Origin of the sequence: Pseudomonas fontis, from assembly GCF_028656955.1 — a bacterium.
In the GTDB taxonomy this organism is placed as follows: domain Bacteria; phylum Pseudomonadota; class Gammaproteobacteria; order Pseudomonadales; family Pseudomonadaceae; genus Aquipseudomonas; species Aquipseudomonas fontis.
On record NZ_JAMDGY010000007.1, the window covers coordinates 81,026 to 105,208 of the forward strand.

Annotated in this window: 27 protein-coding genes; 5 read left to right on the forward strand and 22 right to left on the reverse strand. The window is 58.7% G+C overall.

What is annotated here, in order from left to right; translation table 11 throughout:
* Positions 1–14: 14 nt before the first annotated feature.
* From M5G11_RS01605 to earP, 15 genes are all read right to left on the reverse strand, one after another.
* Positions 15–374 carry a hypothetical protein gene (locus M5G11_RS01605; protein ID WP_273911864.1) on the reverse strand — a complete coding sequence of 120 codons (360 nt, stop codon included), beginning with the start codon at positions 372–374 and terminating at the stop codon, positions 15–17.
* Positions 371–562: a host cell RNA polymerase inhibitor gene (locus M5G11_RS01610; protein ID WP_273911863.1), complete on the reverse strand. Its 192-nt coding sequence runs from the start codon at positions 560–562 to the stop codon at positions 371–373. Before M5G11_RS01610 ends, M5G11_RS01605 begins: the two co-directional genes overlap by 4 nt.
* A complete protein-coding gene (locus tag M5G11_RS01615; protein WP_273911862.1) occupies positions 562–1,233 on the reverse strand; it encodes a nucleoside/nucleotide kinase family protein in 672 nt (223 codons plus the stop codon). The genes M5G11_RS01610 and M5G11_RS01615 overlap by 1 nt, the downstream gene beginning before the upstream one ends.
* Positions 1,226–1,423: a hypothetical protein gene (locus M5G11_RS01620; protein ID WP_273911861.1), complete on the reverse strand. Its 198-nt coding sequence runs from the start codon at positions 1,421–1,423 to the stop codon at positions 1,226–1,228. The genes M5G11_RS01615 and M5G11_RS01620 overlap by 8 nt, the downstream gene beginning before the upstream one ends.
* 64 nt (positions 1,424–1,487) lie before the next feature.
* The gene (locus M5G11_RS01625; RefSeq protein WP_273911860.1) at positions 1,488–2,510 is read right to left on the reverse strand and encodes an ATP-dependent DNA ligase; all 1,023 of its coding nucleotides are present in this window, start codon (positions 2,508–2,510) and stop codon (positions 1,488–1,490) included.
* Positions 2,510–2,764, reverse strand: coding sequence for a hypothetical protein (locus tag M5G11_RS01630; RefSeq protein WP_273911859.1), 255 nt, complete (start codon positions 2,762–2,764; stop codon positions 2,510–2,512). The genes M5G11_RS01625 and M5G11_RS01630 overlap by 1 nt, the downstream gene beginning before the upstream one ends.
* Positions 2,764–2,910 carry a hypothetical protein gene (locus M5G11_RS01635; RefSeq protein ID WP_273925235.1) on the reverse strand — a complete coding sequence of 49 codons (147 nt, stop codon included), beginning with the start codon at positions 2,908–2,910 and terminating at the stop codon, positions 2,764–2,766. The genes M5G11_RS01630 and M5G11_RS01635 overlap by 1 nt, the downstream gene beginning before the upstream one ends.
* Before the next feature lie 151 nt (positions 2,911–3,061).
* A complete protein-coding gene (locus tag M5G11_RS01640; protein WP_273911858.1) occupies positions 3,062–5,755 on the reverse strand; it encodes a DNA-directed RNA polymerase in 2,694 nt (897 codons plus the stop codon).
* A 184-nt stretch (positions 5,756–5,939) separates the two neighbouring features.
* The gene (locus M5G11_RS27735; RefSeq protein ID WP_476453914.1) at positions 5,940–6,332 is read right to left on the reverse strand and encodes a hypothetical protein; all 393 of its coding nucleotides are present in this window, start codon (positions 6,330–6,332) and stop codon (positions 5,940–5,942) included.
* Positions 6,329–7,045, reverse strand: coding sequence for a 2OG-Fe(II) oxygenase family protein (locus M5G11_RS01645; RefSeq protein ID WP_273911857.1), 717 nt, complete (start codon positions 7,043–7,045; stop codon positions 6,329–6,331). Before M5G11_RS01645 ends, M5G11_RS27735 begins: the two co-directional genes overlap by 4 nt.
* A gap of 129 nt (positions 7,046–7,174) precedes the next feature.
* Positions 7,175–7,600: a hypothetical protein gene (locus M5G11_RS01650; protein ID WP_273911856.1), complete on the reverse strand. Its 426-nt coding sequence runs from the start codon at positions 7,598–7,600 to the stop codon at positions 7,175–7,177.
* Between the two features lie 75 nt (positions 7,601–7,675).
* A complete protein-coding gene (locus M5G11_RS01655) occupies positions 7,676–7,855 on the reverse strand; it encodes a hypothetical protein (protein WP_273911855.1) in 180 nt (59 codons plus the stop codon).
* A 495-nt stretch (positions 7,856–8,350) separates the two neighbouring features.
* Positions 8,351–8,689 carry a hypothetical protein gene (locus tag M5G11_RS01660; RefSeq protein WP_273911854.1) on the reverse strand — a complete coding sequence of 113 codons (339 nt, stop codon included), beginning with the start codon at positions 8,687–8,689 and terminating at the stop codon, positions 8,351–8,353.
* A 342-nt stretch (positions 8,690–9,031) separates the two neighbouring features.
* Positions 9,032–10,300, reverse strand: a complete 1,269-nt coding sequence (locus M5G11_RS01665) for a tyrosine-type recombinase/integrase (protein ID WP_273911853.1) — start codon at positions 10,298–10,300, stop codon at positions 9,032–9,034.
* Positions 10,301–10,494: 194 nt separating this feature from the next.
* A complete protein-coding gene (gene earP / locus M5G11_RS01670; protein ID WP_273911852.1) occupies positions 10,495–11,634 on the reverse strand; it encodes an elongation factor P maturation arginine rhamnosyltransferase EarP in 1,140 nt (379 codons plus the stop codon).
* A gap of 135 nt (positions 11,635–11,769) precedes the next feature.
* Between earP and M5G11_RS01675 the strand changes: the two genes are divergently transcribed.
* Together M5G11_RS01675 and M5G11_RS01680 are read left to right on the forward strand one after the other, a co-directional pair.
* On the forward strand, positions 11,770–12,180 hold the full coding sequence (locus M5G11_RS01675; protein ID WP_273911851.1) for a hypothetical protein: 411 nt from the start codon (positions 11,770–11,772) through the stop codon (positions 12,178–12,180).
* 1 nt (position 12,181) lies between these two features.
* Positions 12,182–12,664: a GreA/GreB family elongation factor gene (locus tag M5G11_RS01680; protein WP_273911850.1), complete on the forward strand. Its 483-nt coding sequence runs from the start codon at positions 12,182–12,184 to the stop codon at positions 12,662–12,664.
* 146 nt (positions 12,665–12,810) lie between these two features.
* Here M5G11_RS01680 and M5G11_RS01685 read toward each other — a convergent pair whose 3' ends face one another.
* On the reverse strand, positions 12,811–13,737 hold the full coding sequence (locus M5G11_RS01685) for a LysR family transcriptional regulator (protein WP_273911849.1): 927 nt from the start codon (positions 13,735–13,737) through the stop codon (positions 12,811–12,813).
* A 125-nt stretch (positions 13,738–13,862) separates the two neighbouring features.
* Between M5G11_RS01685 and M5G11_RS01690 the strand changes: the two genes are divergently transcribed.
* Complete coding sequence (locus M5G11_RS01690) at positions 13,863–14,612, forward strand: 3-oxoacyl-ACP reductase family protein (RefSeq protein ID WP_273911848.1); 750 nt, start codon at positions 13,863–13,865, stop codon at positions 14,610–14,612.
* A 6-nt stretch (positions 14,613–14,618) separates the two neighbouring features.
* On the opposite strand, the gene M5G11_RS01695 is transcribed toward M5G11_RS01690, so the two are convergent.
* A complete protein-coding gene (locus tag M5G11_RS01695) occupies positions 14,619–15,506 on the reverse strand; it encodes a LysR family transcriptional regulator (protein ID WP_273911847.1) in 888 nt (295 codons plus the stop codon).
* A 103-nt stretch (positions 15,507–15,609) separates the two neighbouring features.
* Between M5G11_RS01695 and M5G11_RS01700 the strand changes: the two genes are divergently transcribed.
* Positions 15,610–16,800: an MFS transporter gene (locus tag M5G11_RS01700; protein WP_273911846.1), complete on the forward strand. Its 1,191-nt coding sequence runs from the start codon at positions 15,610–15,612 to the stop codon at positions 16,798–16,800.
* A gap of 100 nt (positions 16,801–16,900) precedes the next feature.
* On the opposite strand, the gene M5G11_RS01705 is transcribed toward M5G11_RS01700, so the two are convergent.
* From M5G11_RS01705 to M5G11_RS01725, 5 genes are all read right to left on the reverse strand, one after another.
* A complete protein-coding gene (locus tag M5G11_RS01705; protein WP_273911845.1) occupies positions 16,901–18,244 on the reverse strand; it encodes a TolC family outer membrane protein in 1,344 nt (447 codons plus the stop codon).
* Positions 18,245–18,255: 11 nt separating this feature from the next.
* A complete protein-coding gene (locus M5G11_RS01710; RefSeq protein ID WP_420793830.1) occupies positions 18,256–19,584 on the reverse strand; it encodes an HlyD family type I secretion periplasmic adaptor subunit in 1,329 nt (442 codons plus the stop codon).
* Complete coding sequence (locus M5G11_RS01715) at positions 19,581–21,323, reverse strand: type I secretion system permease/ATPase (protein WP_273911843.1); 1,743 nt, start codon at positions 21,321–21,323, stop codon at positions 19,581–19,583. The genes M5G11_RS01710 and M5G11_RS01715 overlap by 4 nt, the downstream gene beginning before the upstream one ends.
* 56 nt (positions 21,324–21,379) lie before the next feature.
* Entirely contained in the window at positions 21,380–21,760 is a 381-nt protein-coding gene (locus tag M5G11_RS01720) for an AprI/Inh family metalloprotease inhibitor (protein WP_273911842.1), read from the reverse strand.
* Positions 21,761–21,823: 63 nt separating this feature from the next.
* On the reverse strand, positions 21,824–23,281 hold the full coding sequence (locus M5G11_RS01725) for a serralysin family metalloprotease (protein WP_273911841.1): 1,458 nt from the start codon (positions 23,279–23,281) through the stop codon (positions 21,824–21,826).
* A gap of 468 nt (positions 23,282–23,749) precedes the next feature.
* Between M5G11_RS01725 and M5G11_RS01730 the strand changes: the two genes are divergently transcribed.
* Positions 23,750–24,142 (forward strand): hypothetical protein, encoded by a 393-nt coding sequence (locus M5G11_RS01730; protein ID WP_273911840.1) that lies wholly within the window; start codon positions 23,750–23,752, stop codon positions 24,140–24,142.
* Positions 24,143–24,183 lie beyond the last annotated feature (41 nt).

The window sequence follows — 24,183 nt, forward strand, 5'->3', positions numbered from 1 at the left end:
TGGGTGTTTAAAACTTACGAGAAGCTCGGTTGAATAACCTTGCGGGATTCGCTTTGCAGTTCTTCACGGCTAATTGCCATCGAGATTTCTTGGGCTGGCGACTTGCGCACCGAGCGATACACCGAATAGACCACATGGATAAAGTGTTCCTTCAAGAACGACTTTTTGAATCGCCATACGTCGTGCTTGAAGTGTGAATTACCACCAGCACCTGCAAGTTCCAGCAAAGTCAGCTCGACCAGCTCCTGTTGCTTTACGGTCATAAGGCGCTCATACAGAACACCGGCAAGGCCCGACTGTCGGACATGGCTAAAGTTATTCAGGTGTAAGAAGCCGTCTGGTTTGGCGCGGCCATTGCCTTGTGAAAGATTCACAGAGTCACTCCAAATCGATCTACGTTAGGAGCCACCACGGGACGGATACGGGTTACACGGGCACCTTTAGTAAATCGGGTTTCGGCAGATTCCCATGCTGCGTCAATACTAACCGCGTAGATGGTTACTTCATCTACATGGTCGTCAATTTCAACGGTGGCTTTGAAAGCCTTTTGTGCGAGTTCCATTACTTGATTACTCCTTGCTCTTTTAGTTGATCCAACATCGCCCACGGCTCGCCAAGTCGATTCACCACAAGGGCGTCGAAGGGATGGGCCATTAGTGCAATATCGGAGATGTGATAAGGCTGATCGTCAACGCCTGGAATGAACCAATCGCGGACTATTCGGATGGTCTTAACTTGAGGTACATATAGAAGCCCCTTGTATTCGTTGGGCATCCGCATATCGGTCACGACAACGTGGTCATATGAAGAGTCTTCGAGACCCTGCCGAACTTCTTTCATGCCGAGGTCAAACCAAATATCCGGCTTACCGAGATATTCGCGGTGGTATTGGGTCCCGAAAGTCTGTAAATGCCAACGAAGGGAACGCGGCGCCCTTGCCTCTGTTTCAGTGGTCAGTACGTTCTTCAGCAGCCAATAGCTATACGAAGTTCGGGCGATATTCAGCGCGCTCAGAGAGGACTGTGCATGATCCTTCTTGGACTTATGCATATCGCTTTGAAAGGCTGCGGCGATGGCACCGGGACCACCCGCAAGAACTTGGGCGCACATTTCCTTGAGGACATCTGCAAATGCAACCCGGAAAACTTTGCGGCCTTCAGATTCGAGAAGACCAATCAAAGTATCTTTGCCGGACTTCCCTCGAATGCTGTTAAGACACAGGAGGTCAGTCATTTACGTATTCCTTTACTTTCTGCCAGATGTCCAACAGGCGGTTCTTGATACGAACCCAAAGAGCCTCTTTAGGCTTTGGTGTCTGTGCGGGCCGTTGAGTACGCTGATAGGTAAACAATGCAGCGTTATATGCGCGGTCATTTGCGGACTGCGCCAAACGATAGGCGAACGCGGGCGTGGAGCGAGACATATAAGTCCTCCTTAATTTTCATGTGGGGTGTCCATAGAGTGATTAGCTATTGCCCGGCACTCATTTACTCTTTGATCGTTGGCTCAGAGATGCCCCGGAAAGAATCGAAAGATGGGTGACGCAAAGAACCGTCCGGGTAACGCTCCATAAAGGTGAGGCGAACTGTGTGACCCTCGTAGGGATTGGAGACTCGCCCACTATTGGCGAATTCAGCCTCCGAAACTTTCGCCGTGAACTCATCCATAAGTGCCTTACTGATCTTGCAGGCATTCACAACATGGCCGGATTCAAGAAGAACCTCGAAGCCAATCACCTTGCCTTCATTAGCCAGCCCAGGAGTGCCCCAAACAAGACCAACAACCTTCCCGTCTTCGTTATCATCCGGGGTCATCTTCCACATGCCCGATTGCTTTGAGCGTTTATAGATCCCGTTAGGATCTTTAAGCACCAAGCCTTCCAACTTACGTTCACGGACAGACTCATAAAGCGTGTCTACCTCTTCCACGCTGAAGCAGTCCAAAGACTCAACGACCGACCACGCAATCTCAGGGAAGCGCTCTTTCAGAAGTTTCACTTGATACTCAACGTGGTACTTCATGACACTGTGGGTCACGTCATAGTCTTGGCCCGAACGGACTACAGACATTGGCAAGATCCCGAACACGATTACTTTCAGACGGCTCAGGTCGATAGCCTGGTGGCGGCGAAGAGTACCGGCGATGTCTTTACACGGCAGGTCATCAATACGCAGCTCAGCGTCCAGCATGAATCCTTCAGGAAACAGGGCCTCGTCGGTCTCGAAGAAGTCCGGCCAACGATTATCAAAGCTCAATGGGTTGCCGACGTGCTGGTGGCAGAACACAGGAAACCGCTTGCCCTCTCGGCTCAGCCATTCCACTGGATAGTCATAGCCGTTCTCATAGCCCGAACGGCGCTCACCCATAACGCAAAGATTCAACCGGACGCCGTCTTCTTTAACGTCAGCAATCAAATAGGATTCCTCAAGAACCTTACTAACTGCCTTCTCGTTAAAGTTGACTGGGCGGTGCGGATTGGTTTCGAGGATTACACTTTGAACCTTGCTCATTAATTGGCTTCCTTTAGGTAGTTGAGGGTCTGTTCCGCCTGATCGCCAGACATATATACAACTGAGCCTGGCTTAGGGTTTATCCAGTCATAAAGCTCGCCGTAAGTACTCTCGGCAATCTTGCATAGACTTTCAGGATGTCGAGCGCTCCACATTTGAAAGATGATGTCCATGCGGCCCTTGCCCCTTTCCATAATGGAGATAGTCGTCTCTTGGCTCATCGAGTCGACCCATACGCTGGCTGTACGGCTCATTATTCAGCCTCTTTCCAGATGTCACGCTTTGCTTGGCGCTGCACTTTGTTCAACTTGCCGCGACGGGTCCGAACAGCTTCCATTTCGTCATCAGTGCGGCGCTTGGAAGTGCGGGCGTTACGTTCAATTGTTTGAGTGGATTGCATAGCGAAAAGAACTCCTAAAGTGTTGGAAGATTGGTTGTGCTTTTAGTGGGTGTTTTAGAGCGTGAAGAATGCGGACAAAGAAAAACCTCAGAGAGACCGGTTAATCTCAATGAGGTTTTCATTGTGCTTTTAGTGGGTGTTTTAAGCGGGACTATGCGAAAGCAAACTGGCTCTCAAGGATCTTCGTGATGTCCAGGGTCCCCTTACCGGGGATTGCTGGCATCTTTTCAAGCTGGGACTCGTGGAGCTGCTCCATGAACTGTTCCCGGAAGTCGTCCAACACATCGTTCTCCGTGTACGTCTCAACCATCGTTTCGCGCACAGCCTTGAACATTGCACCGGCCTTCGCTGGGATGGTCCCAAAGCTGTCATGAATCAACGCGAAGAACTCCACGCCGTAGCTTTCAGACGCCTTAACGACTGTCTTCCGCAGGTGCGACCCGTCTTGACTGTGTACGAAGTTCGGAGAGATACCCGATTCCTGTTTAGCCCCGTCGATTTCATTGGAGTCCCGGACGTTGATCGTAGAGCGCAAGCGAGCAGCGCCCAGGAAGATCAGATCGACCCGGCGTTGCACAGGCACCATGTACTCTTGCCACACAGGGAACCCGTCAGGCGTCACCCAGTACACAGGCATGCATGGCTTCAGGATTTCAGGCTCAGGATTCTTTTTGGTCCGCTTGGTCGCTGTGACCTCTGAGGCCAACAGCTTGGCCGCTTTCTGTAGCCAGTTCATTGCCTCAACGGCTGCTACTACTTCCTTACTCACGGCGTCCCAAATGTGTACAGCCATGTAGCGGGCACACTGCTGTGCATCAGGGAACCACTGAGCCCCATCGCCGTTATCAATCGATGGCTGGATGATGTCTTCGCGTACCTGATCAGTGAACCCAAAGGTCTTGGAGCCGTACGCCAGGGTCATTACGGAACGCTTGGTTTCTGAACGGGTGATACCGTGGCCCAGCCAGCCAGCAGCAAGGGTCTTAGTGCCCAGTACGCGGCGCTCGGTTATCTCACCGGTCTTCTTATTGGTGACGGTCTCTACGCTGTCGTCAGTGCCCTCAGTGAGGTCTTCGCGCACCGCTATGTTCACACCATCGGACACCAGTCGATAGATGTCCTGAACGGTCTCAGAAGGCAACAGGTTGACTGCACGCCCGCCCCGCTCGTCTTTGAGCATCGCTGAGAAGTGCTGAATACCCGAGCAAGACCCATCGAATGCGATAGGTAGCGCCGACTCCCACAGCTCGCCGTGTTCAACCACACCGGCCCACTCAAAGCAGAACGCCAGGAAGCAAAAAGGGCTGTCCATCTCGGTCCAGTTCGAGTTAACCAGCGGGTCCCGAGCAATCGCAAGGATCATCTCTTCGTTGTCCTCTACCCACTTCTTGCGCTGACCGAAGTCGACCTTATCGACCCCTGCGCAGTTGGCCCCGTGGATCTTCAGCCACTCAATACCATCCTTGCCTACAGGCTCCGCAATGGAAGCCATTAAGAGGCCTTTGGTTAGGTCGTTACCTTGTGGATTGAACGAAGGAATGGCATAGACACGGCCCCGCCAGTCGAGGTTGTACGGGAAGTAAAGGGCCTCGTATTCAGAGAACTTTGTAGCCTGTTCTACGATGAACTCATAGGATAAACGGCGGCTGACTCGTGCCCGGTCTTTGCGGTACACGGTGGACGCGGCTTTCTTCCAGGCCTTAAGGACCTCGGGGTCTTCATCAATGTTCGCAGGCTTGACCGGCAAGGCCTCTTTATCGGCTGCAGGAAACTTGTCGATTGGGACGTGCTTCCACTGCATCACCTCCTTGGCGACTTCGAGAACCTTTGCGTTCACCTTCCAAGCGGATGCCTGGGCGATGTTCACAGCCTTGTAGACCTCGGGCATGGACACATCTTTGTAGCGCTGTAGGGCCTTCTTTGAGCGGACCCGAATCAACGGCACAGGCTTACGGCCCTTCGCCCAGTAACCACCACCAATCATTCCTGTCCACTCGCGGGGCGGTACGATCATTGGCTGATAACGTGGCGTAATCTCAGCCAGCGCGTATGCACGGTTGCATAGCTTTTCAGCCCACTCAGGGGTCAGGTAGATGAACTCACCGTCAAGCTTTGCGTTGCCTGCATGCTCCCGCTTCATCTCAACCAAATGAGTGGACTCAATGAGCAGTTCGAGAAGCTTCACGCCAATCTGGAAGGTGACGTAGTTGTCCAGAGCGTCCCAGGAGGTCCACTTTGTGGTCAGCTCATTAGCGGCCATCATGTGAGCCTCGACCTTCTCCATGAACTTAACTTTGTAGGTGTGACCGTTACGCTTGTTGAGTGCTGGACGAATACGCTTGTTGAAGTGTTCCGCCTCCTGTTCACGGATACGCCCAAACCGAGCCTCTTCCTCAACTGCCTTACCGACTGCCACAGAAACCTGTTGAATACTCAAAGGCCCCTTCTTAGCGACCATATTGAGAACTGTCTTGACGGTGATTGCCGCTACGTTCTCCGACTTGACCAATTGAAGGTATGGCAGGCCAATACTTTTTCGCTTGACCTTAGTTACTTGGTGTTCAATCCAGTCCTCGAAGGCCTTAGCCATCAAAGGAATCAGGGAGGCCAACACAGGCTTCGCTGTGGCGTTGTCAGCAAACTCATTACGATCAATAGAACGCTCAAGGACTTTCTTAAAGTGATCCTCACCCAGCGTATAGGCTTCATGCTCAAGACTTAACTGAGCCGCTGCCAGGTCGGGACCATAGATATTAGAAAGGGTCTCATAGGCCCAGGATGAAACATCAGTGATTGCGCTAAAGTCATGCTTCGTTAGTTGGATAGTTTGGCTTTCTGCGGACACAAGAATCCCTTAGAGGCCACTTGGGCCTCCAACAAGTTATGGAAGTTGGTTAGTTGAGTGCTTACTGAATTGAGGGCGTAGAAGGTCCTTAGAGGGAACTTAAAGAAGTCTCTAAGTTAAAGGCTCATAGAGTGGGAACAGCAGGACTGCTTTTAGTGGGTGTTTAAAACCCAAGGGAGGATCGTTACACGGAAGTGACCTCAACCCGACCAGTTATTTCGCTTACTAAGTAGATAAACTTCTTGACATCGATTTTTCCCTCATTGGGAGCTGCGCACTCTTGAAGGATCGTTAGGAAGTCCTTGTCCAGGTGATAACCGAGGCGCGTCACAGTCCGCCCACATGGACCGAGACCTAATGTGAACTCACAGCGTTGGTTGCTTGAAGCGTATTGACGGCGGCGAAAGTCTTGGAAACTTGGAACCTGTGCGATAAACCGAATACGGCTTACAGGGTTGCCAAATGATGTCACTGTGCTACTCTCCTTGTAACTGTTGATCTTTGGGCCGCTCTTAGCTGGGTGTTGCCCAAGTACGTATTCAATTGCCCACTGTGGGCAAAAAAATGGCGGTGTCATTTAACTTCGCTCCAATGCACTAATAGATTCCTCTCCCCTTCCGTTACGGCCATTCCGTAGTGCCTATGCGCTTTCCCGTTGAAGAACATCCCGTGCCCTACAGGCAACTGGGGGACAACTATGTTTTCGCTGAAAGGCCCCGTATGAACCAAAGTCCCGCCGCCTGTGTGAGTTGCTGTAAGAGCAACTACAAGCGTTACGTCTGAATCCTTATCGTTATGCCAATGACCACGCGGTGTGTTCTCGGGTGTGTACTGAGCGGCCTGTATGGTCCGTATCTCACTTGGGTCCTGTGCGAGTAGCACTTTTGCCAAGGGAACCCCCGCGTTAGCCCATAGGCTGTGCAAGCAATCAAACAGAGGGCGGCACTCAGTCAGGAAGGTGACTTCAGGAATCTGCGCCTCTTCGGGCTCATCGCTGTTAACGCTGTAGCTCATGCAATCCAGCTCAAGCATGAGGGCCCTACAGAACGCCTCAGAGAGATACGGGAACGAGTAGACCCCGTGTCCGTAGTGGGTGATTACGTTCAGCGCTTGGGCCCAACTGGAGGTTGCCGAGTAATCAGACGCGCTTAGAGGTGCAATGCCTTCGGCGTAATCAGCCATTTCCTTCAGGACATCGAGCCGCGATCTTAGGTCTGGGTGGTACTTATCGAGCGATGGGTACGCTGTGAGCGCCTTGCTCAGTACGTGGTTCTGTCCTTGTTGTTGCATGGTGTGTGCCTCCTTTCCTATGTATGCAGCTTCTACGGGCCTTCGCAGAGGGCGCGCATATTCGTACAAGATATGCATTGACGCAACATAAATATGCATCAGTGCATAGATCCAGATAAAAGGTGCCTTTCAGAGCGTGAGCGCAGGCCTATTCAGCCGCTCACCCAGCCAGCCCCACAGATTGCCCCAAAGACCCCATGAGCCAGCTTTACGGGTCCTTTCGGCTTCCTGGGCGTCCAGAATGGTATCCAGTGGATGCTGTGGGAGCCGGTACAGCTCAGCGTGCAGCCCTGAGAACTCGCGCTCATCCTCACGGGACCAATGGAAAAGAGCGGCCTTCAAGAGGTGGTGTCCGACTTCCTGCATGGTGTCTGTGAGGAACTGAAAGTACAGGCGCCCGTGGTCGTCCCGCTTGATGTCCACGCGAAGCCAAAGGCGACCGTTGCGGTTTGGTACGTACTGAGCAAGGCCTGTCTTGATGGCGTCCTGCATGGCCCCAAGGATCTTGTTGGCGACTGTGGCGGACGTGAAGTTGGTCAGGTTGTAAATAGTCATGGCGTAGAGGTTCCTTTAGGGGCTCTTTAGGTGGAGCCCTTTCGTATTCTTTAAAGGTGGCTGTGGCTTACTGAGTTACTGCATGTCCGTCGCGAAGTATTCGCAAAGGTTCTGGAAGGTCGTGAATAGGCTACGGTTGTCGGTATCTTCGGGTACAGGGTCGCGCACAATTGCGGACCATCCACCGTCAAGATCCTCAAAGACCGAGACGCACCAATCCTGTTTTACTGCCCAGTCTGCTTGTGCTTTCGTCATGGTGACGTCCTCAGACCTTGGAGCAGTGAGAGGCGCGGACAGCGACCCAGTGACCGTCAGCAGTGGCCCCGATGTGCCATGTGTCAGCACGATCCCACATATACGGGCGTACCCCTGGTGCCTGTGTATCCCAACCGAGTTTCTTGACGAGAGCCGTAACGACTGCCCTTACGTTGCCTCCCGAATCCAGGCCGTGGTCATAGCCCAAAGTGATGGAACCAGCAGCGGCGGTTGCCTTGAAGCGGGGACCTTTAGTGTCGGTAGCTGGCAGGTACTTGATGGTGATTGCTTGCATGGCGTTGATGTCCTAAGTGGTCGATTACGTGTCGCGCTTTAAGTGGGTGTTTTAAATCCACCGCCAGACTAAAACACTTATTATGTGTGTTTGTAGCCTTTAAGAAACCGCTCGGAAGCGGTGTAGGCGCTCAATCTACCGTCAGCACTCCCACACGTCAACACATATTTTGTGTTTTTATAGGCAAAGAAAACCCCACCTCAATAGATAGGGTTTTTCTTCAAGTAATCAGCGAGCGCTTGGCGCACTTCTGGCTTCGTGACCTTGAGGGCCATAGCGAGGCAGAACCACGAGCCAAAGCTAATACCCGTAAAGCTCTTCCCGTCCTCTCTATGGTAGGTCTCTTCAGCCACCACCTGACCGTTCGCTGTCCATTGGGTAGCAGCCAGGACCACCACGCCCGCCGACACAAGTTCATCAAGCCCCTTCTCTAAGGTCCTTGCGAAGTCGGAGTGAGTCCGCATGCTTTGAATGCCGCCTTGGGCCTTCAGGAGCTTGAATAGTTGGTAGGTGTCCGTGTAGAGCTTTGGTGTGTTCATCTTTTGCCTTCAGGTGAAAATCTATTTAGTCGTTGATCCACTGAGCGCCGCCACGAGACTCCACACGCTTGCCATGAGCAGGCAGAAGAACCCCGGCAGAAGGACAAAGCTGCCGAGGCTCAGGGCAGAATTCAGAGCATCATGTGAAAGGCAGTAGCTTGCCCTCCAACGTAGCGCACATCCCCACAGTACTGAACTGCCTAAGTACCATATGAAAGTGATTGCAAAACCAGCAGCCAAAAGCCACAAAGAAATAGACATGGACTTACGCGGCGTCAATTGGGTTCTGCCTGTTACGCTCATTGTTTGAAGCTCCCTTTTAGAAAGCCGCAAAGGATACCGTCAGACCTCCGCAAACACACCCTCAATGACGTTCACGAGTGTCCCGATTGGTGTGACTGCACCGCCGTAGGTGTCATAGGTGATTGTCCCACTTGCGTGTCCCAGGAGCGCCTGTGCGAAGGCTACAGGAACCCCTTTGACCTTGAATGAGGAAGCCATATGGTGACGTAGGGAGTGCAGTGTCTGGTGTGGTGATTTCTCGGGGAGAGCCTTACGGACCATTAAGCCCAAGGCCTTACGCGCCTGTACATTGTCCACGCCGTGATAGACCGGTAGCGGCGGTTTAGGACTGTCGAGGGCCGTTAGGAAGCCTTTGAGGTCGAACCCTAAGACACCATCGACCAACGGCACCACACGCACGCTGTGCTTGTTCTTAACAGACTGCCCCTCGGAGTCTTCACGGATGTTGATGCACATAACCCCGTCCACCTCATGGATGTCTTTGCGGGTCAGTTGGGTTACTTCACGGGACCTTGCACCAGTTATCGCCAGTACCACCATGCACCAGCGCTCCCAGCTATCCGCAGGAAGAGAACCCGCGTGAGCAACCAACGCTTGCACCTGGGCGCGCTCAAACGGAATACGCTCACTCTCAGCGCCCTTCTTGAGCTTGAGCTTTGAGGTGTACGCCTTCGTAAGGTAATCGTTATTCACAGCCCAGTTCATCACAGAGGCAAAGTGGGTTAGCGCGTTGTTCACCGTCAGAGGCTTGCGAGTCTCTAAGAGTTCGTCACGCATCGCTATGAGGTCTTCGCGTGTGTGCTTTCTGAGGTCTGATAGGCCGGTGACTTCAAGCGCCTCCCCGACCTGGGCGTAGTTGGTCTTGTATCCATCCAACGTGGACTTCTTAACGTCGCCCTCTTTCTCTTTGAGGTACAGCGGCCACAAGTCATCCCAGTGGAGTGGCTCACGGACGGCTTTAAGAGAGTCAGCAGGCCCCTTCCCTACGACGCCTTCAAGGTCATCAACGATGTCCACAAGGTCCCGTGAGTCGCCCTTAATGCGCTTAACAGCGGCAGCAAGAATCCTTTGGGCACCTACAGCCCCTCGGTGTTGATTCAAGGTGAAGGGCTGTTGAGCGGTAGCAATGCTTAGGTTTACCTGTAGATCCTCGTATATCGACTCATAGGCCGATAGAGAGGCGTCTGTGTGGGCCACTGTCAGGGCGTTCTGTGCGACCTCTGAGAGCCGCGCCTTGATGTCTGACCAGGATGCTTCAGGGTTATCGAGGTGGAACACTGCAAGGGCCGCAAGGATGTCTTTGGTCAACTCTGTCGCCTGTGGTCGTTCGGTGGTTCGCAAGGATACCGTAAAGAGTCCTTTGGTAGACCCAACTGTCCTCATCCGCAGGTAGTAGACACCCTCCCTCCTGTACAGATAAGGACGGGCAAGGACAGTTTGTAGCAGCGTTGTAGCAGGCTTGGCGTACACAGTAGGAATCTCCCAGTATCCATTGGGTTCCCTCAGTGCCCGTTCCAACTTCGGTAAAACTGTACCAGCGCCGTGGCGAGGTCCGGCTGAGCGGCCTGTGTGGCGCACCAGCGCTCGGCGTGCAAACTCAGCTCCGGCCAGTGCGCCAGCACCTGGGTCCAGGCCTGGCCCATGTCGCGATCCATGTTCCAGGCGCGCCACAAATCGACCATGGCCAGCTTCGCCCCGGCCGAAAGGCCCACTACATACAGGTCCAGAAACGCCTCGAGCTTTTCCCAGTGAGCGTACTCTTCCTGGATATAGATGTGCCACAGCAGCGGCCGCCCGGCCCACTGCGCACGGACAAAGGAGTCCTCGCCGCGCACGGCGTTGAACTCGCAACTCCACAGCAGGCGGTCATAGTCGTCCTGGCTGACGAAAGGCAGAATCTGCACCGTCAGCGCCCCGCGTTGCGCACAACTGCCGGCACTCAGCCCCGCCTCACCAAGCCAGGTCCCGACATCACCGAGCACGCGCCCTTCCGGCACCAGCAGGTGATTGGGCCGGCTGTCGGCGGCCAAGGCTCCGAGCCAGCTGGCCAGCCCGGGGTTTTCGTAGGCGAACAGGGAGATCAGCCGCGCACCGGCCTGTGGCTGCACGCCCAGCCCGTCGAGAAACGCCTGGCGGGCGGCCGGGTCCTGCTCGAAGGCATGACGACGCTCCAGCAGGTTCGCCTCACGCAGCAGCCCGCCAGTCTTTTCGGTAAAGCCCGGGAAGAAGAACACCTTGCGCAAGCCATTGGGCTGCGGCGACGGCAAGCCGTGGCAACCCTCGACCCAGTCCTCGGCACTGAGGTAGTCCAGGTTCAGCCACAGCGCCGGGGTCGCCCGGGCGCACATCGCCTCGACATAGCCGGCCGGTAACTGGCAGGCGAAAGCGCCGATCACCACATCGGCCACCGCTGTCGGTTGCCACTCAGTGGGCCACTGGCATACCTGAACACCGGCCTGCCACTGCTGCGCGGCGCTGGCATCGGCGCCGGGGCACAGCCGCACGAAGGCGTTCAGGTCATCCACCCACAGGCGCACCGCGACGTCCTGCTCAGCCACCAGTTGCCGGGCCAGGCGCCAGGTCACGCCGATGTCGCCATAGTTGTCGACCACGCAGCAGAAGATATCCCAGGAAGGTTTCATGTCGGGCACCTCTTGCGCCTGCGGTAAAAAATCGTCAATTGTCCGGGTAATTGCTTGTGAGCAACAGAGCCGACGCAGAATAAACAGGCGTTGGCATGCGACAATCCCGACCCTTGCCCTGGCCAGGAGGCTGCCATGCCTTACCGCGCGCGTCGTCGTGAAATGAAGATTTCCCTCAGCCCCCTGTCATTGATACTCAGCGTAGCCGTGGGTTTGTGGCTGGGGTTCGTGGCCATTGCCCTGAGTGCGTGGTTGCTCTGGAGCTACCTGCCGCAGGTGCAGCAGCCGCTGCGTGAAGCGCTCGTGCCGCCCGTGATAGCGCCGCTGCCGCCTGCCTATGGCACCCAGCAGCAGGCGCCGGAGCAGAACCACATGTTCGAGCAGTACAAGGAGATCCTGCGCAAGCAGGAGGTGCAGCAGGCTGAGCAACAGTTGCAGGACAACCCGCGCAACCTGTCCAACCCCAAATGCCAGTTCTGGCTGCAACAGAACCGCACCGCCCCGACCGAGAAAAGCCGCGCCAATGTCCTTGAGTTGTGTAACTGAAATGAGCAAGACCGAACTGCTGCAACGCATCATCGAGCAACTGGGCGTGGACTACGACGTGCTCCAGCGCGCCGCGCAAACGGCCTACGAAGCGGCGACGGCGCAAGAGAACATTGCCGAGAACAAGTACGACACCTTGGGGCTGGAGGCGTCGTACCTGGCCACCGGGCAGGCGCGGCGGATGGAGGAGATCCGTCAGGCGCGGATCGCCTTCGAACAGTTGAACGTGCGCGAATATGACCCAGAGCGTGGGGTCCAGGTGAGCAACCTGGTGGTGCTTGAGGACCTGGACGGCAAGCGTCAGCAGCTGTTCCTCGGCCCGGAGGCGGCGGGTTTGCGGATTGGCTCGGGCGAGCAACTGGTAACCGTGATCACCCCACGCTCGCCGCTGGGGCAGCGCCTGGTGGGCAGGTTTGTCGGGGATGAGGTCGAACTGGTGCTGGGCGCTGCGCGGCAGTCCTTCGACATTATCGAGGCAAGCTGAAGAGCATCGCGGGACTAGCCCGCTCCCACAGGACAAGGCTCACTTCAACTCACTGCACAACTTTTGTAGCCGCTGCCGACAGGCTGCGCTGGAGCCCGCCAGGGCTCCCAAAGGCGGCGCGCAGGGCTGGCCCCGCGATGAGGCCTTCAGGCCAACGCATCAAAGCGCTGCGCCAAGCCCTGCTGGGCAAACTGCTCGATGATGAAGTCGACAAACACCCGGGTCTTGCCCGGCAACAATTTGTGCTGTGCGTAATACAGCGACAGGTTGCCGTCCTCCACGTACCAATCCGGCAATACCCGCAGCAAGCGCCCCGTCGTCAGGTACGGCAGCGCAAACGGCATGCTCACCAGCGCAACCCCCAGCCCCTGCTCCGCAGCGGCGCAGGCCGCCTCCGAATCGCTCATGGTCATGCGCTGGCGCAGGCTCAACGGGCTCTGCTCCTGCCAGCGGCTGGTCAACGGCCACGAGCGCACCCGCCCCGTCTGCGGCGAGCGAATCAGGATACCCTCGGCATCACGCAAATCATCGGGCCGCACCAGCGGCTGGCAATCAGCCAGATAATCCGCCGACGCTACCAGTATCCGATGCGCCGGCGCCAGTTTGCGCGCCACCACCCCCGGCGGCAGCTCGAAGCCGCCACCAATCGCCGCATCAAAGCCTTGGCCGATCAGGTCGACCTGGCGATTGTCAAAATGCCAATCCGGCGAAATCGCCGGGAAGCGCCGCAGAAATTCCCCCAGCATCGGCAGGATGTACAGCCGGCCAAACACCGTGCCCATGCTCACCTTGAGCGTCCCCGCCGGCTGCCCCTCGGCGCTGGCGAGGTTGGCCACGGCATGCTGGATGGTCTGGAAGCTGCTGCGCACTTCATCGAGAAAGCGCTGGCCGGCTTCGGTCAGGGTCAACCGCCGGGTACTGCGCTGGAACAGCCGAACGCCCAGGCGCGCCTCCAACCGGGCGACATTCTTGCCCACCGCCGCAGGCGTCAAACTCAGGCGCCGCGCGGCTTCAGCAAAGCTGCCACCCTCGGCACTGCGCACAAAACACTCGATACTGCTGAAGGTTTCCATTCGGCAATTCCATACCAACGGTTTATACAGACTATAGCGATTACTGGCTTATCGAAGGGTAATCCCAGGCAGATACTCAGCCCATCCACAAGGCATCCGGCCTTGTCGTTTCGGGAGCACCTGCAATGTCCGGTCAAAACAGCCTTATCGGTAAAGTCGCCCTGGTCCAAGGGGGCTCGCGTGGCATCGGCGCCGCCATCGTCCAACACCTGGCCGCCGCCGGCGCTGCCGTGGCCTTCACCTATGTCAGCTCGCCAGACAAGGCCCAGGCGCTGCAACAGGCGGTCATCGCCAAGGGCGGCAAAGCCCTGGCGATCCAGGCCGACAGCGCCGATGCCGCCGCCGTGCAGCGCGCCGTCGACAGCGCCGCCGAACATTTTGGGGGCCTCGATATTCTGGTCAACAATGCCGGGGTACTGGCCGTCGCGCCGCTGGAAGAATTCAGCCTGGAGGACTTCGACCGCACCCTGGCGGTGAACGTGCGCAGCGTCTTCGTCGCCACCCAGGCCGCCGCGCGGCACATGGGCCAGGGCGGGCGCATCATCAACATCGGCAGCACCAACGCCGAGCGCATGCCGTTTGCCGGCGGCGGCCCCTATGCCATGAGCAAGTCGGCGCTGGTCGGCCTGGTACGCGGCCTGGCCCGCGACCTCGGGCCACGCGGCATCACCATCAACAACGTGCAGCCAGGACCGGTGGATACAGATATGAACCCGGCCAAGGGCGAGTTCGCCGACAGCCTGATGTGCTTCATGGCGGTCGGGCGCTACGGCCACGTCGACGAGATTGCCAGCTTCGTCACCTACCTCGCCGGCCCGGACGCGGCCTACATCACCGGCGCCAGCCTGACCATCGACGGTGGCTTCGCGGCCTGAAGCCGATCACTCTCCCGCCTTGGCGCCGCGACTTTGTACCAGCAACTGGACAAAGGCGCGGGCCGCCGGGGTCGGGGTTTTCGACCAGATCGCATACAGGTGGCGGACCGGCGCATCACACACCGGCACCGCCACCACGCCACTGAAGCCACTGGCGATCCGCGCCGGCACCAGCCCCAGCGCCAGCCCGCGCTGCACGAACTTTTCCACCAGGCGGATATTGCCCACCTCGAACTGCACACGGTGACGCACCGCCACCGCCGCGAAAGCTTCGTCGGTCTGGCGACGCGCGCCGGTACCGGCAGGGAAGTCCACCAGCGGCTGGTCCTGCAACTGATCCAGGGCCAGGCGCTCGATGCGCGCCAGCGGATGCTGCGGCGGCAGCACGGCCACCAGCTCCTCTTTGGCCAGCAGCAGGTGCTCCACCCCGTCCAGCGACTCGCCAGACCACACGCCAATGAAGCCCACGTCCAGGCGCCGCTCGCGCACATCGGCAATCAGCAGCTCGCTGCGCCCCATCAACCAGCGGATATCCACCTCGGGGTATTGATGATGGAAGCCCGCCAGCAAGTCGACCAGGTCCAGCTCCGTCAACGAGCTGATCTCCCCAATCGACAGCTGCCCGCGCACCACCCCGCACGCAGCGGCAACGTCTTCGGCAATGCGCCGCGTCGCCTCCAGGGCAGAGCGGGCACTGAGCACGAAGGCCTCGCCAGCCGGCGTCAGGCGCACCCGCCGCGAGCTACGCTCGAACAGCAAGGTGCCGAGGTCATCCTCCAGTTTGGCAACCTGATGGCTGAGAGCCGACTGCACCACATGGCAGCGTTCGGCGGCGCGGGTAAAGCTGCCGGTGTCGGCGACAGCCAAGGCGTATTCGAGTTGTTTGAGGTTCATGACTTATCTGTTTTAGAGATTGATTCAATGAAAATGATGCGTTGGATTCATGCTAGCGCATTTTCGATACTGGGCACCTCACCCCCCTGAAGCGAGACGGGCCATGGCCACCTCCCCTGCACCACTGAGTCGCGCACTTCTCCTGCTGATGGCTACCGCCACCGGCCTTGCAGTAGCCAGCAACTATTACGCGCAGCCGCTGCTGCACAGCATCGCCGAGTATTTCGGCCTGACCAGCGCCGTTGCCGGCAGCATCGTCATCGCCGCCCAGCTCAGTTATGGCGCGGGCTTGCTGCTGCTCGCCCCTTTGGGTGATCTGTTCGAACAGCGGCGGCTGATCGTGGTGATGATTGCGATCAGCACGGTTGGCCTGTTGATCAGCGCCTTCGCCCCCAGCCTGACCTGGCTGCTGGTCGGCACCACGCTGACCGGGCTGTTCTCGGTGGTCGCCCAGGTGATGGTGCCCATGGCGGCAGGGCTCAGTGAGCCCGAGCACCGTGGCCGGGTGGTCGGCACGCTGATGAGTGGTTTGCTGCTGGGCATTTTGCTGGCGCGGACGGCGGCCGGGTTCATGGCGACCCTGGGGGACTGGCGCAGCATCTACCTGTTGGCGGCGGCATTGATGGCGCTGAGTGCCATCGCCCTCGCCCGTGCCCTGCCGGAGCGCCAGCAGCATGCCGGGCTGCGCTACCCGGCGCTGATCGCTTCGGTGTTCCGCCTGTTTGCCGAAGAGCCGGTGCTGCGCCTGCGCTCTCTGCTGGGGCTGCTCGCGTTCTGCCTGTTCGCGCTGTTCTGGACGCCGCTGGCGTTTCTGCTGTCGTCCGACCCATACCAGTATTCCGATGCAGTGATCGGCCTGTTTGGCCTGGCCGGCGCGGCGGGTGCACTGGCCGCGAGCTGGGCCGGGCGCCTGGCGGATCGTGGCAAGGGCAACCTGGGCACCACGGCTGGTTTGCTGGCGCTGTTGCTGTCGTGGGTGCCGCTGGCGTTTGCGCAGTCTTCCCTGGCCGCGTTGCTGGTCGGGGTGCTGGTGCTGGACCTGGCGGTGCAACTGGTGCACGTGAGCAACCAGAACGCGGTGATTGCCCTGCGCCCTGAAGCGCGCAACCGGCTGAATGCCGGGTACATCACCTGCTACTTCATCGGCGGGGCGCTGGGTTCGTTGTTGGGCACGCAGCTGTACCAGCGCCATGGTTGGATGGGAATCGTTGCGGCCGGGTTCGTGATTGGCGCGATTGCCCTGATGGTGTGGTGGTGGGCGGAGCGCAAGGTGGTACAGGTGAGGGTTGCGTAACGGGTGGGCCCCATCGCCGGCAAGGCCGGCTCCCACAGGTATCGACAGCGCCGCGAATACCTGTGGGAGCTGGCCTTGCCAGCGATTGACCGCCTAGCGGTCAGTGCACTTGCAGGAACGCCTCATCCACCCGCGCCAGGTGCTCATCGCGCAACGTCCCGGCGTAGAACTGCAACCTGATCCACGCCAGCAAATAGTCATACCGCGCCTGCGCCAGATCGCGCCGGGTAGTCGCCAATTGCTGCTCGGCATTGAGCACATCCAGATTGACCCGCTCGCCGCCCAGCACACTCTGCCGGGTCGAAGTCACCAGCGCTTCGGCCGAGGTCAACGCCCGCTGATAGGCCTTCAACCGCGCCACCCCCGACACACAGGCGTTGTACTGCCGGCGCAGCTCGATCAAGGTCGTCTGCGTCTGCCCATCCAGCTCATACTCGGCCTGCTCCAGGTTGCGGCTGGCCTGACGCGTCGAAGCCGACACCCCGCCACCGGCAAAGATCGGCACACTGATCTCGATACCCACGGTATTGGTCTCATAACGCTGGTTGTAGGTATTGCCGCTGTCGGACTCCATGCGCCGCGAGGTGGCAAACGCACTCACCCGTGGCAGATGCCCGGCCCGTGCCCGCTCCACTTCATACTGCGCCACTTCCAGCGCCTGACGCTGCGAGGCCAGCTCCGGGTTGTTGGCCAGCGCCAGCTCATGCCAGGCCTGGTAATTCGCCGGCTCCAAGGTGAACAGCGCAAAGCGCTCGTTCAACGGCGCCAGCTCATCGATGCGCATGGCTGGCTCACCAATTAGCGCGCCCAGCTCGCGCAGTGCCGCATCCAGGTCATTGCGCGCCTGGATCTCATCGGCATCGGCCAACTCATAGCGCGCCTGCGCCTCAAGAATATCGGTGCGTGTGCCCTCGCCCTGCTGGAACAACTGCTCGTTCTGGCGGAACTGTTGCTCGTAGGCCTGCTTGCTCGCCACGCTGATCGCGATCTGATCCTGGGCAAACAACGCCTGGGTATAACTGCCCATCACCCGCACCAGCAGTTCCTGGCTCTTGCCGCGAAAGGCTTCGTCGGCATACAACGCCTGCGCCACACCCTTGCGATAACTGGCATAGGCCTCGTAGTCGAACAACGGCTGCTGGAGGATGAAGCTGGAGCCATAGCTGTCGTAGTTGCGGTTCTCGGTGCCGCGACCCTTGTCGCCCAGATAGGTCGCCTTGGAGTCGTTGCGGCCCTTGTTGTAGTTGTAGGAAATATTCGGCAGCAGCCCGGCGCGGCCAATCGCGCGGTTTTCCTGGCCGGCTTCGTGGGCCTTGATCGCGCCAAGGAACACCGGGTCCTTGCGCAACGCCTGCTCATACACCTGGAACGGCCCCATGGCCTGCGCCGCCGTTCCCATTGCCAAGGCGAACGCCGCCATCAGCCCGGTTATCAAGCGTTTCATACACGGGCTTCCTATTGTTCGGTCAACGCGGTCCCTGCTCGGTCGAGCAGAGGTTTGAACAGGTAATTGATCAGCGAACGCTCGCCCGTGCGCACAAACAGTTCAGCCGGCATGCCCGGCTTGATCACCAAGCCGTTGAGCCGCGCCAAGGCGTTTTCGCTGACGGTGCTGCGCAGCACGTAATAGGGCTGGCCGGTTTTTTCATCGACCATCTGGTCGGCGGAAATCAGCGCCACCTCCCCTGATACCCGCGGCGTGCTGCTCTGGTTGAAGGCGGTGAAGAGGATATCCACAGGCAACTGCAGCGCGACTTTATCCACAAGGTGCACCGGCAGGTGCCCTTCCACTTCCAGTGCGGTGCCCTGCGGCACCACCTCCAGCAAGGTTTCGCCGGCCCGCACCACGGCGCCTTCGGTGTGCACACCGAGGTTCACCGCGATCCCATCAGCCGGGGCAACGATCTCGCTGTGGTGCAGTTCGAAGGACGCGGAGGTCAGTTGCTGTTCGAGGGTCACGCTTTTCAGCTGGGCTTCGGCCAACTGGCTGCGTACTTCCTTCTGGTATTCCTCCTGGCGTTGCTGCAGGTTCAGCCGCGATTCGACAATGCCCTGCTCCAGGCGCGCGCTGTCCCCCATGTTCTGCGCCAGGTCGCGCTGCACCTGCGACAGCTGGCGCTGATAGTCGAGCAGGCGGTTACGCGGGATATAGCCATTGCTGGCCAGCGGCTTGAGGTTCTCCAGTTGCTGGCGCAGCGAGTCGGCTTGCGCCTCCAGGTCACCGCGCGCGCGGCGCATGCCGGCCAACTGGGCGATGCTGCCGTCGATATTGGCCTTCAGCCCGGCCTGCTCGCGGGCCTGGGCGTCGCGGCGGCTGCTGAACAACTGGCGCTGGCTTTCCAGCAGCAGGCCCAGTTGCGGGTCCGGGTCGTGGCTCAAGGCTTCCGGGAAGGCAATCGCGCCGAGGTTGTCACGCTCGCTCTGCCAGCGCGCCAGGCTGGCCCAGGCCATGCGGTACTGCGCCTGCAACGACTGCACATCGGCCTGCACCTGGGTCTGGTCGAGGCGGAACAACGGCTGCCCCTGCTTGACGCTCTGCCCCTCGTGAACCAGGATGCGGCTGACCACCCCACCGGCCATCGACTGCACCGCCTTGCGCTTGCCCGACACCACCACCGTGCCCTGCACCGCAATGCCCTGGTCCAACGGCGCCAGGGTCGACCAGGCGACAAACCCGCCAAAGCCGACCAGGGTCAGCCACCAGCCAAGACGAACATAAAATCGCGCATCGCGGCCGCTGGCCGGTGCCGAAACTGCCTGTGTCATTTGTGCGTCCTTGCTCATGCGCCGGTGCTCCCGGCGACCGCTACGGCGGGTACCTGGCGTTGTGCCTGTTCCTGCGCCTGGCTCAAGGCCTGCATCACTTCCCGGGCGGGGCCGAAGGCCTGCATGCGGCCTTCGCTCAGCACCAGCAATTTGTCGGCCTGGGCCAGCGCGGCGGAGCGATGGGTCACCAGCACCACGGTGCGGCCCTGGGCTTTCATCTGTGCGATGGCTTGCGCCAATGCCGCTTCACCACTGGTATCGAGGTTGGAGTTCGGCTCATCGAGCACGATCAGGCTCGGCCCGCCATACAGGGCGCGGGCCAGGGCGATGCGCTGCTTCTGCCCACCGGACAGGTCGCCGCCGTCTTCGCCCAGGCGCGTGTCATAGCCCTGCGGCAGGCGCAGGATCAGCTCATGTACGCCGGCCTGGCGGGCCGCTTCGACCACCTTGAGGCCGTCCAGCTCGGCAAAGCGGGCGATGTTCTCGGCGATGCTGCCGCGCAACAGTTCGATGTTCTGCGGCAGGTAGCCGATGTGCGGGCCCAGCGCGGCGCGGTCCCACTGGTGCAGGTCGGCGCCATCCAGGCGCACGGTGCCAGCCAGGGTCGGCCAGACGCCTACCAGTACTTTCGCCAGGGTCGATTTGCCGGAACCGGACGTCCCCAGTACCCCGAGCACTTCGCCAGCGTTCAGGCTGAAGCTCACCTGCTGCAAGGTCGCCACGCGCTTGCCCGGCGGCCCGGCACTCAGTTGCTCGACGCCCAGGCGCCCGGTCGGGGCTGGCAGGTCCATCGGCGTTGGCGGCTCGGGGAACTCGCGCAGCAAACCGTCCAGGCGCTTGTACGCTTCATGCGCGCCGCTCCATTGCTTCCACACGGCGATCAGTTGGTCGATCGGGCTCAAGACCCGCCCCATCAGAATGGAACCCGCGATCATCATGCCGGGGGTCACCTGCCCTTCAATCACCAGCAGCGCGCCCAGGCCCAGTACCAGCGATTGCAGGCACAGGCGCAGGGCCTTACTCATCGCGGTGATCACCGCCGAGGTGTCACTGGCCTTGTTCTGCAGGCCAAGGAATTTCGTGTGCAGGCTGAACCAGCGCTGGCGCAATGCATCCAGCATGCCCATGGCCTGGATGCTTTCGGCATTGTGCAAATGGCTGCCGGCCAAGTGGGACGATTGCTGCTGGTAGGTGCTCGCTTCGATCAGCGGCGCGTGGGTCAGGCGTTCGTTGAGAATCGCCAGCACGATCAGCAGCAACGCGCCGGCGCAGGCCATGACCCCCAGCCACACATTGAACAGGAACATCACGCCCAGGTAGATCGGAAACCACGGCGCATCGAAGAAGGCGAACAGCGCCGGGCCGGTAACAAACTGACGGACCTGGGTGAGGTCGTTCAAGGCCTGGCCAGCGTGCCCGTCGCCCTGGCGCACATTGCGCTCGAAGGCTGCGCGGTACACCCGGCGATTGAAACCCTGTTCCAACTGGCTACCGACACGAATAACAATGAAACTGCGGATCGCTTCCAGCACACCAATAAAGATAAAGAAGCCGACGACCATCAGGGTCAGCATCCACAAGGTCGTTTCATTCTGCGAAGAGAGCACACGGTCGTACACTTGCAACATGTAGATCGACGGTACCAGCATGAGAATATTGATCAACGCGGTAAAACATCCGACGCTGATCAGAATGGACTTATAGTCCGCCAGTGCCGCCCATAGTGGGGCACCGGCTTTGCGAGTCGGTGTATTCATTGTCCGCCTTTCGATCCTTGAAAATACGGCGCTTCCTTATAACTCGCCGCGCAACTTTATTGTGCGTTGGTTATACGTTCCAACAACAGGTGCTGACCGGCGGAGTTAGTCCACTTGTAGATATTCGGTTTGTAGCGATTGAAGTGCACTACTGCAGTGCCGTCACCGCCCATGAATGCCACCGTGTCCGGGGTCACTTGCCAGCCGGTCGCGCGTTCGCCGATCAGCCGTGCCACACAATCAAGGTCGCCACCCAGGAGGGTTTCCGGTGCCTTGAGCTGAACCTGGCAGCCTGCGCCCTGGTCATCTTCCGGGTACAACTGCCAACTGCCGGCCAACTGGCCAGGGTTGGGGAGTAACAGGCTGCTCGCCATACTTACCTCTGTGCTCAACATCAGGGAAAACGCGCTCAGCGCGAAGAGTTTCTTCAGGGTCATGGGCCGTCTGCCTTCACGGTTAAAGGGAGCAGCGCTTGCGCGCCACTCCCGTTTGACCAGCAATCAGACCACGATATCCGTGGCGACTGCCTGACCAACAGTGGTCACCAGGAAGTCGGCTTGGCCGAACCCGCTGAAGTCCACTGCCAGGCTACCCAGGTTGCTGCCCTGATCAAAGCTGAGTACCGCTTCGCCGGCATGACCGGTGAAGGCATCAACGAAGTTCAGAGGCAGTTTGCTCTGGGCGAAGGCGCTGAAGCCGGAGAGGTCGATCTTGTCCTGACCGCTGACAAAATCCATGATCCGGTCGGCTGCACCTGGCTTGGAGTCGCTGCTGGCGGTGAACACGAAGATGTCCTTGCCAGCGCCGCCCCACAGTTTGTCAGCCCCACCGGCGCCGTAGATGATGTCGTTGCCGGCACCGCCCTTGAGCTCGTTGGCTGCCGCGTTGCCGATCAGCAGGTCGTTGCCCGAACCGCCGATGGCATTCTCCACGGTGACACCCTTGGCAATGGAAACGTTGCCAGTCATGCCGCCGACGTCGGAGAACGAGGTCTCATTGAGGTTGATCTTCTGGTTCTGGGTGAAGCCGGAGAAGTCCAGGGTATCGTTGCCACCGCCATCCCACACGGCGAAGACCACTTTCGACGACGCGGAGGTCGCCGAGTAGAAGTCGCGGTCGGCAGTGGAGTTGAAGCCGTAGACGGTGTCGCCCGAACGGGTGGCGTAGTTGGCGCCGTAGAGCTTCTGGATCGCCGCAATATCATCGACCAATGGCGCCGACGAGTAGGTCACTACACCGCCTTTGCTGAAGCTCTGGCTGGTATTGCTTTCGCTCCAGTAGCTCATGACGCTGTAGCCACGGGTGTCCTGTGCGTAGGACGCATCGCCATAGGTCGGGTAGCCCTCACCTGCGTTGTAGTCGCCGGGGTGGGACAGGCCGAGCACATGGCCGATCTCGTGGGTCAGGGTCTGGCGACCGTAGTTGCCGTTGTCCGGGTTGACGTTCTGGCGGTAATCATTGCTGATCAGGTACCAGGATTCACCCTTGTGCGAGCCCGGCTGCTGGAATGGCAGGTAGGCAAATGCCGCACCACCACTGCTGCCGTCACTGTAGTTGCCGTAGGTCATGTGACCGTCGCCACCCGATGCTGACTCCTGGAACGTCACTTTGGACACGTCCGACCAGGACTGCATCGCCAGCTTGGCCTGGGCCTTCTGCTGAGCGGAGAAGGCACTGAACGAACCCAGCGAACGATCGAAATCGGCCGGTGCACGGGTCAGGAACGTATAGGTCAGGTTGATCGTGCCGTCGCGGTTCAGGTCTACCCAGGCAGCGCCATCGCGCAGCAATTGGGTAGCGGCCTGATCGACGGTGAACGACGGCTTGCCGTTGACGGTCCCGGTGCCGCGATCGTACTGGTGGCTGAAGCTATCGATCGCACTGTACGCAGAACTTGCGCCCTGCGGGGTTACTGCTGACAGCGCCGAAGCAATAGCACTTTCTTTGACTTTCGACATACAGACACTTCCTTGTTTACAAAAAAGTCGTTTTTGTCCGACAGGACGCTCCCTTGGCGAGATCGTCCTATCACTCGCCTTTATAAGGCCGGGAAAAACTGACACATCAAGAAATCAACTGTCCAGCTTTTTCTGGCGTCAATTTTAACTGGCGCACAACTAGACAAAAGAACAAAACCTGCATATCCCGCGGCTGCTGGTGTTTCTGCTATTTGCGCAAACCGAGATATATCTAAACAACAACACTGACCCGTATAAATTTAAAATGACTGGGTGGTTCTATTTAGCCAATGCCGAACTTTAGTTATGAAAACGCGACCTCCGGCAACTTTAATCAAACTTCACAGCTGCGAATATTTCTCTTTCATGACAATGCCGCGCTACCCTCCGTCGCCTGCTGATTGACTTGAAGGGCACTGAAGCGCTGAGTAGGGATTGGTCAAAAGCCCTCTCAATATGGAAAAACCCATGACAAGACTCACGGTTCAATCCGGCGATTTCTTGCAAGGTGAAGGCGAGTACCGCAATGGATCGCTCACACTCAAGACCGCCCGCAGCCCCTCACCGGGCGAAAAAATCGCTGTTTCACGCATTCTGGACATGAAGGTCGCCAACCAGGAGTACAGCCGCAATTTGGGCAGTGCCATCGGCTGGGGCATGGCCGGGGCCCTGGTCGCCGGCCCGATCGGCCTGATTGCCGGCATCTGGCTTGGCGGCAAGGATGAAGAAGTGACCTTCCTTGCCACCTTCAAGGACGGCCGCAAGTTGTGCGCCGTGACGGACGGCAAGACCTGGTCGAAAATCGATGGCAACTGGCGCCGCGCTGGCCAGGTGCAGCCGAGCAGTAAATCCGTGCCCTGAGCCAACGTTTCCTTCTTTATATAAGCTGTGACATTCGGGGC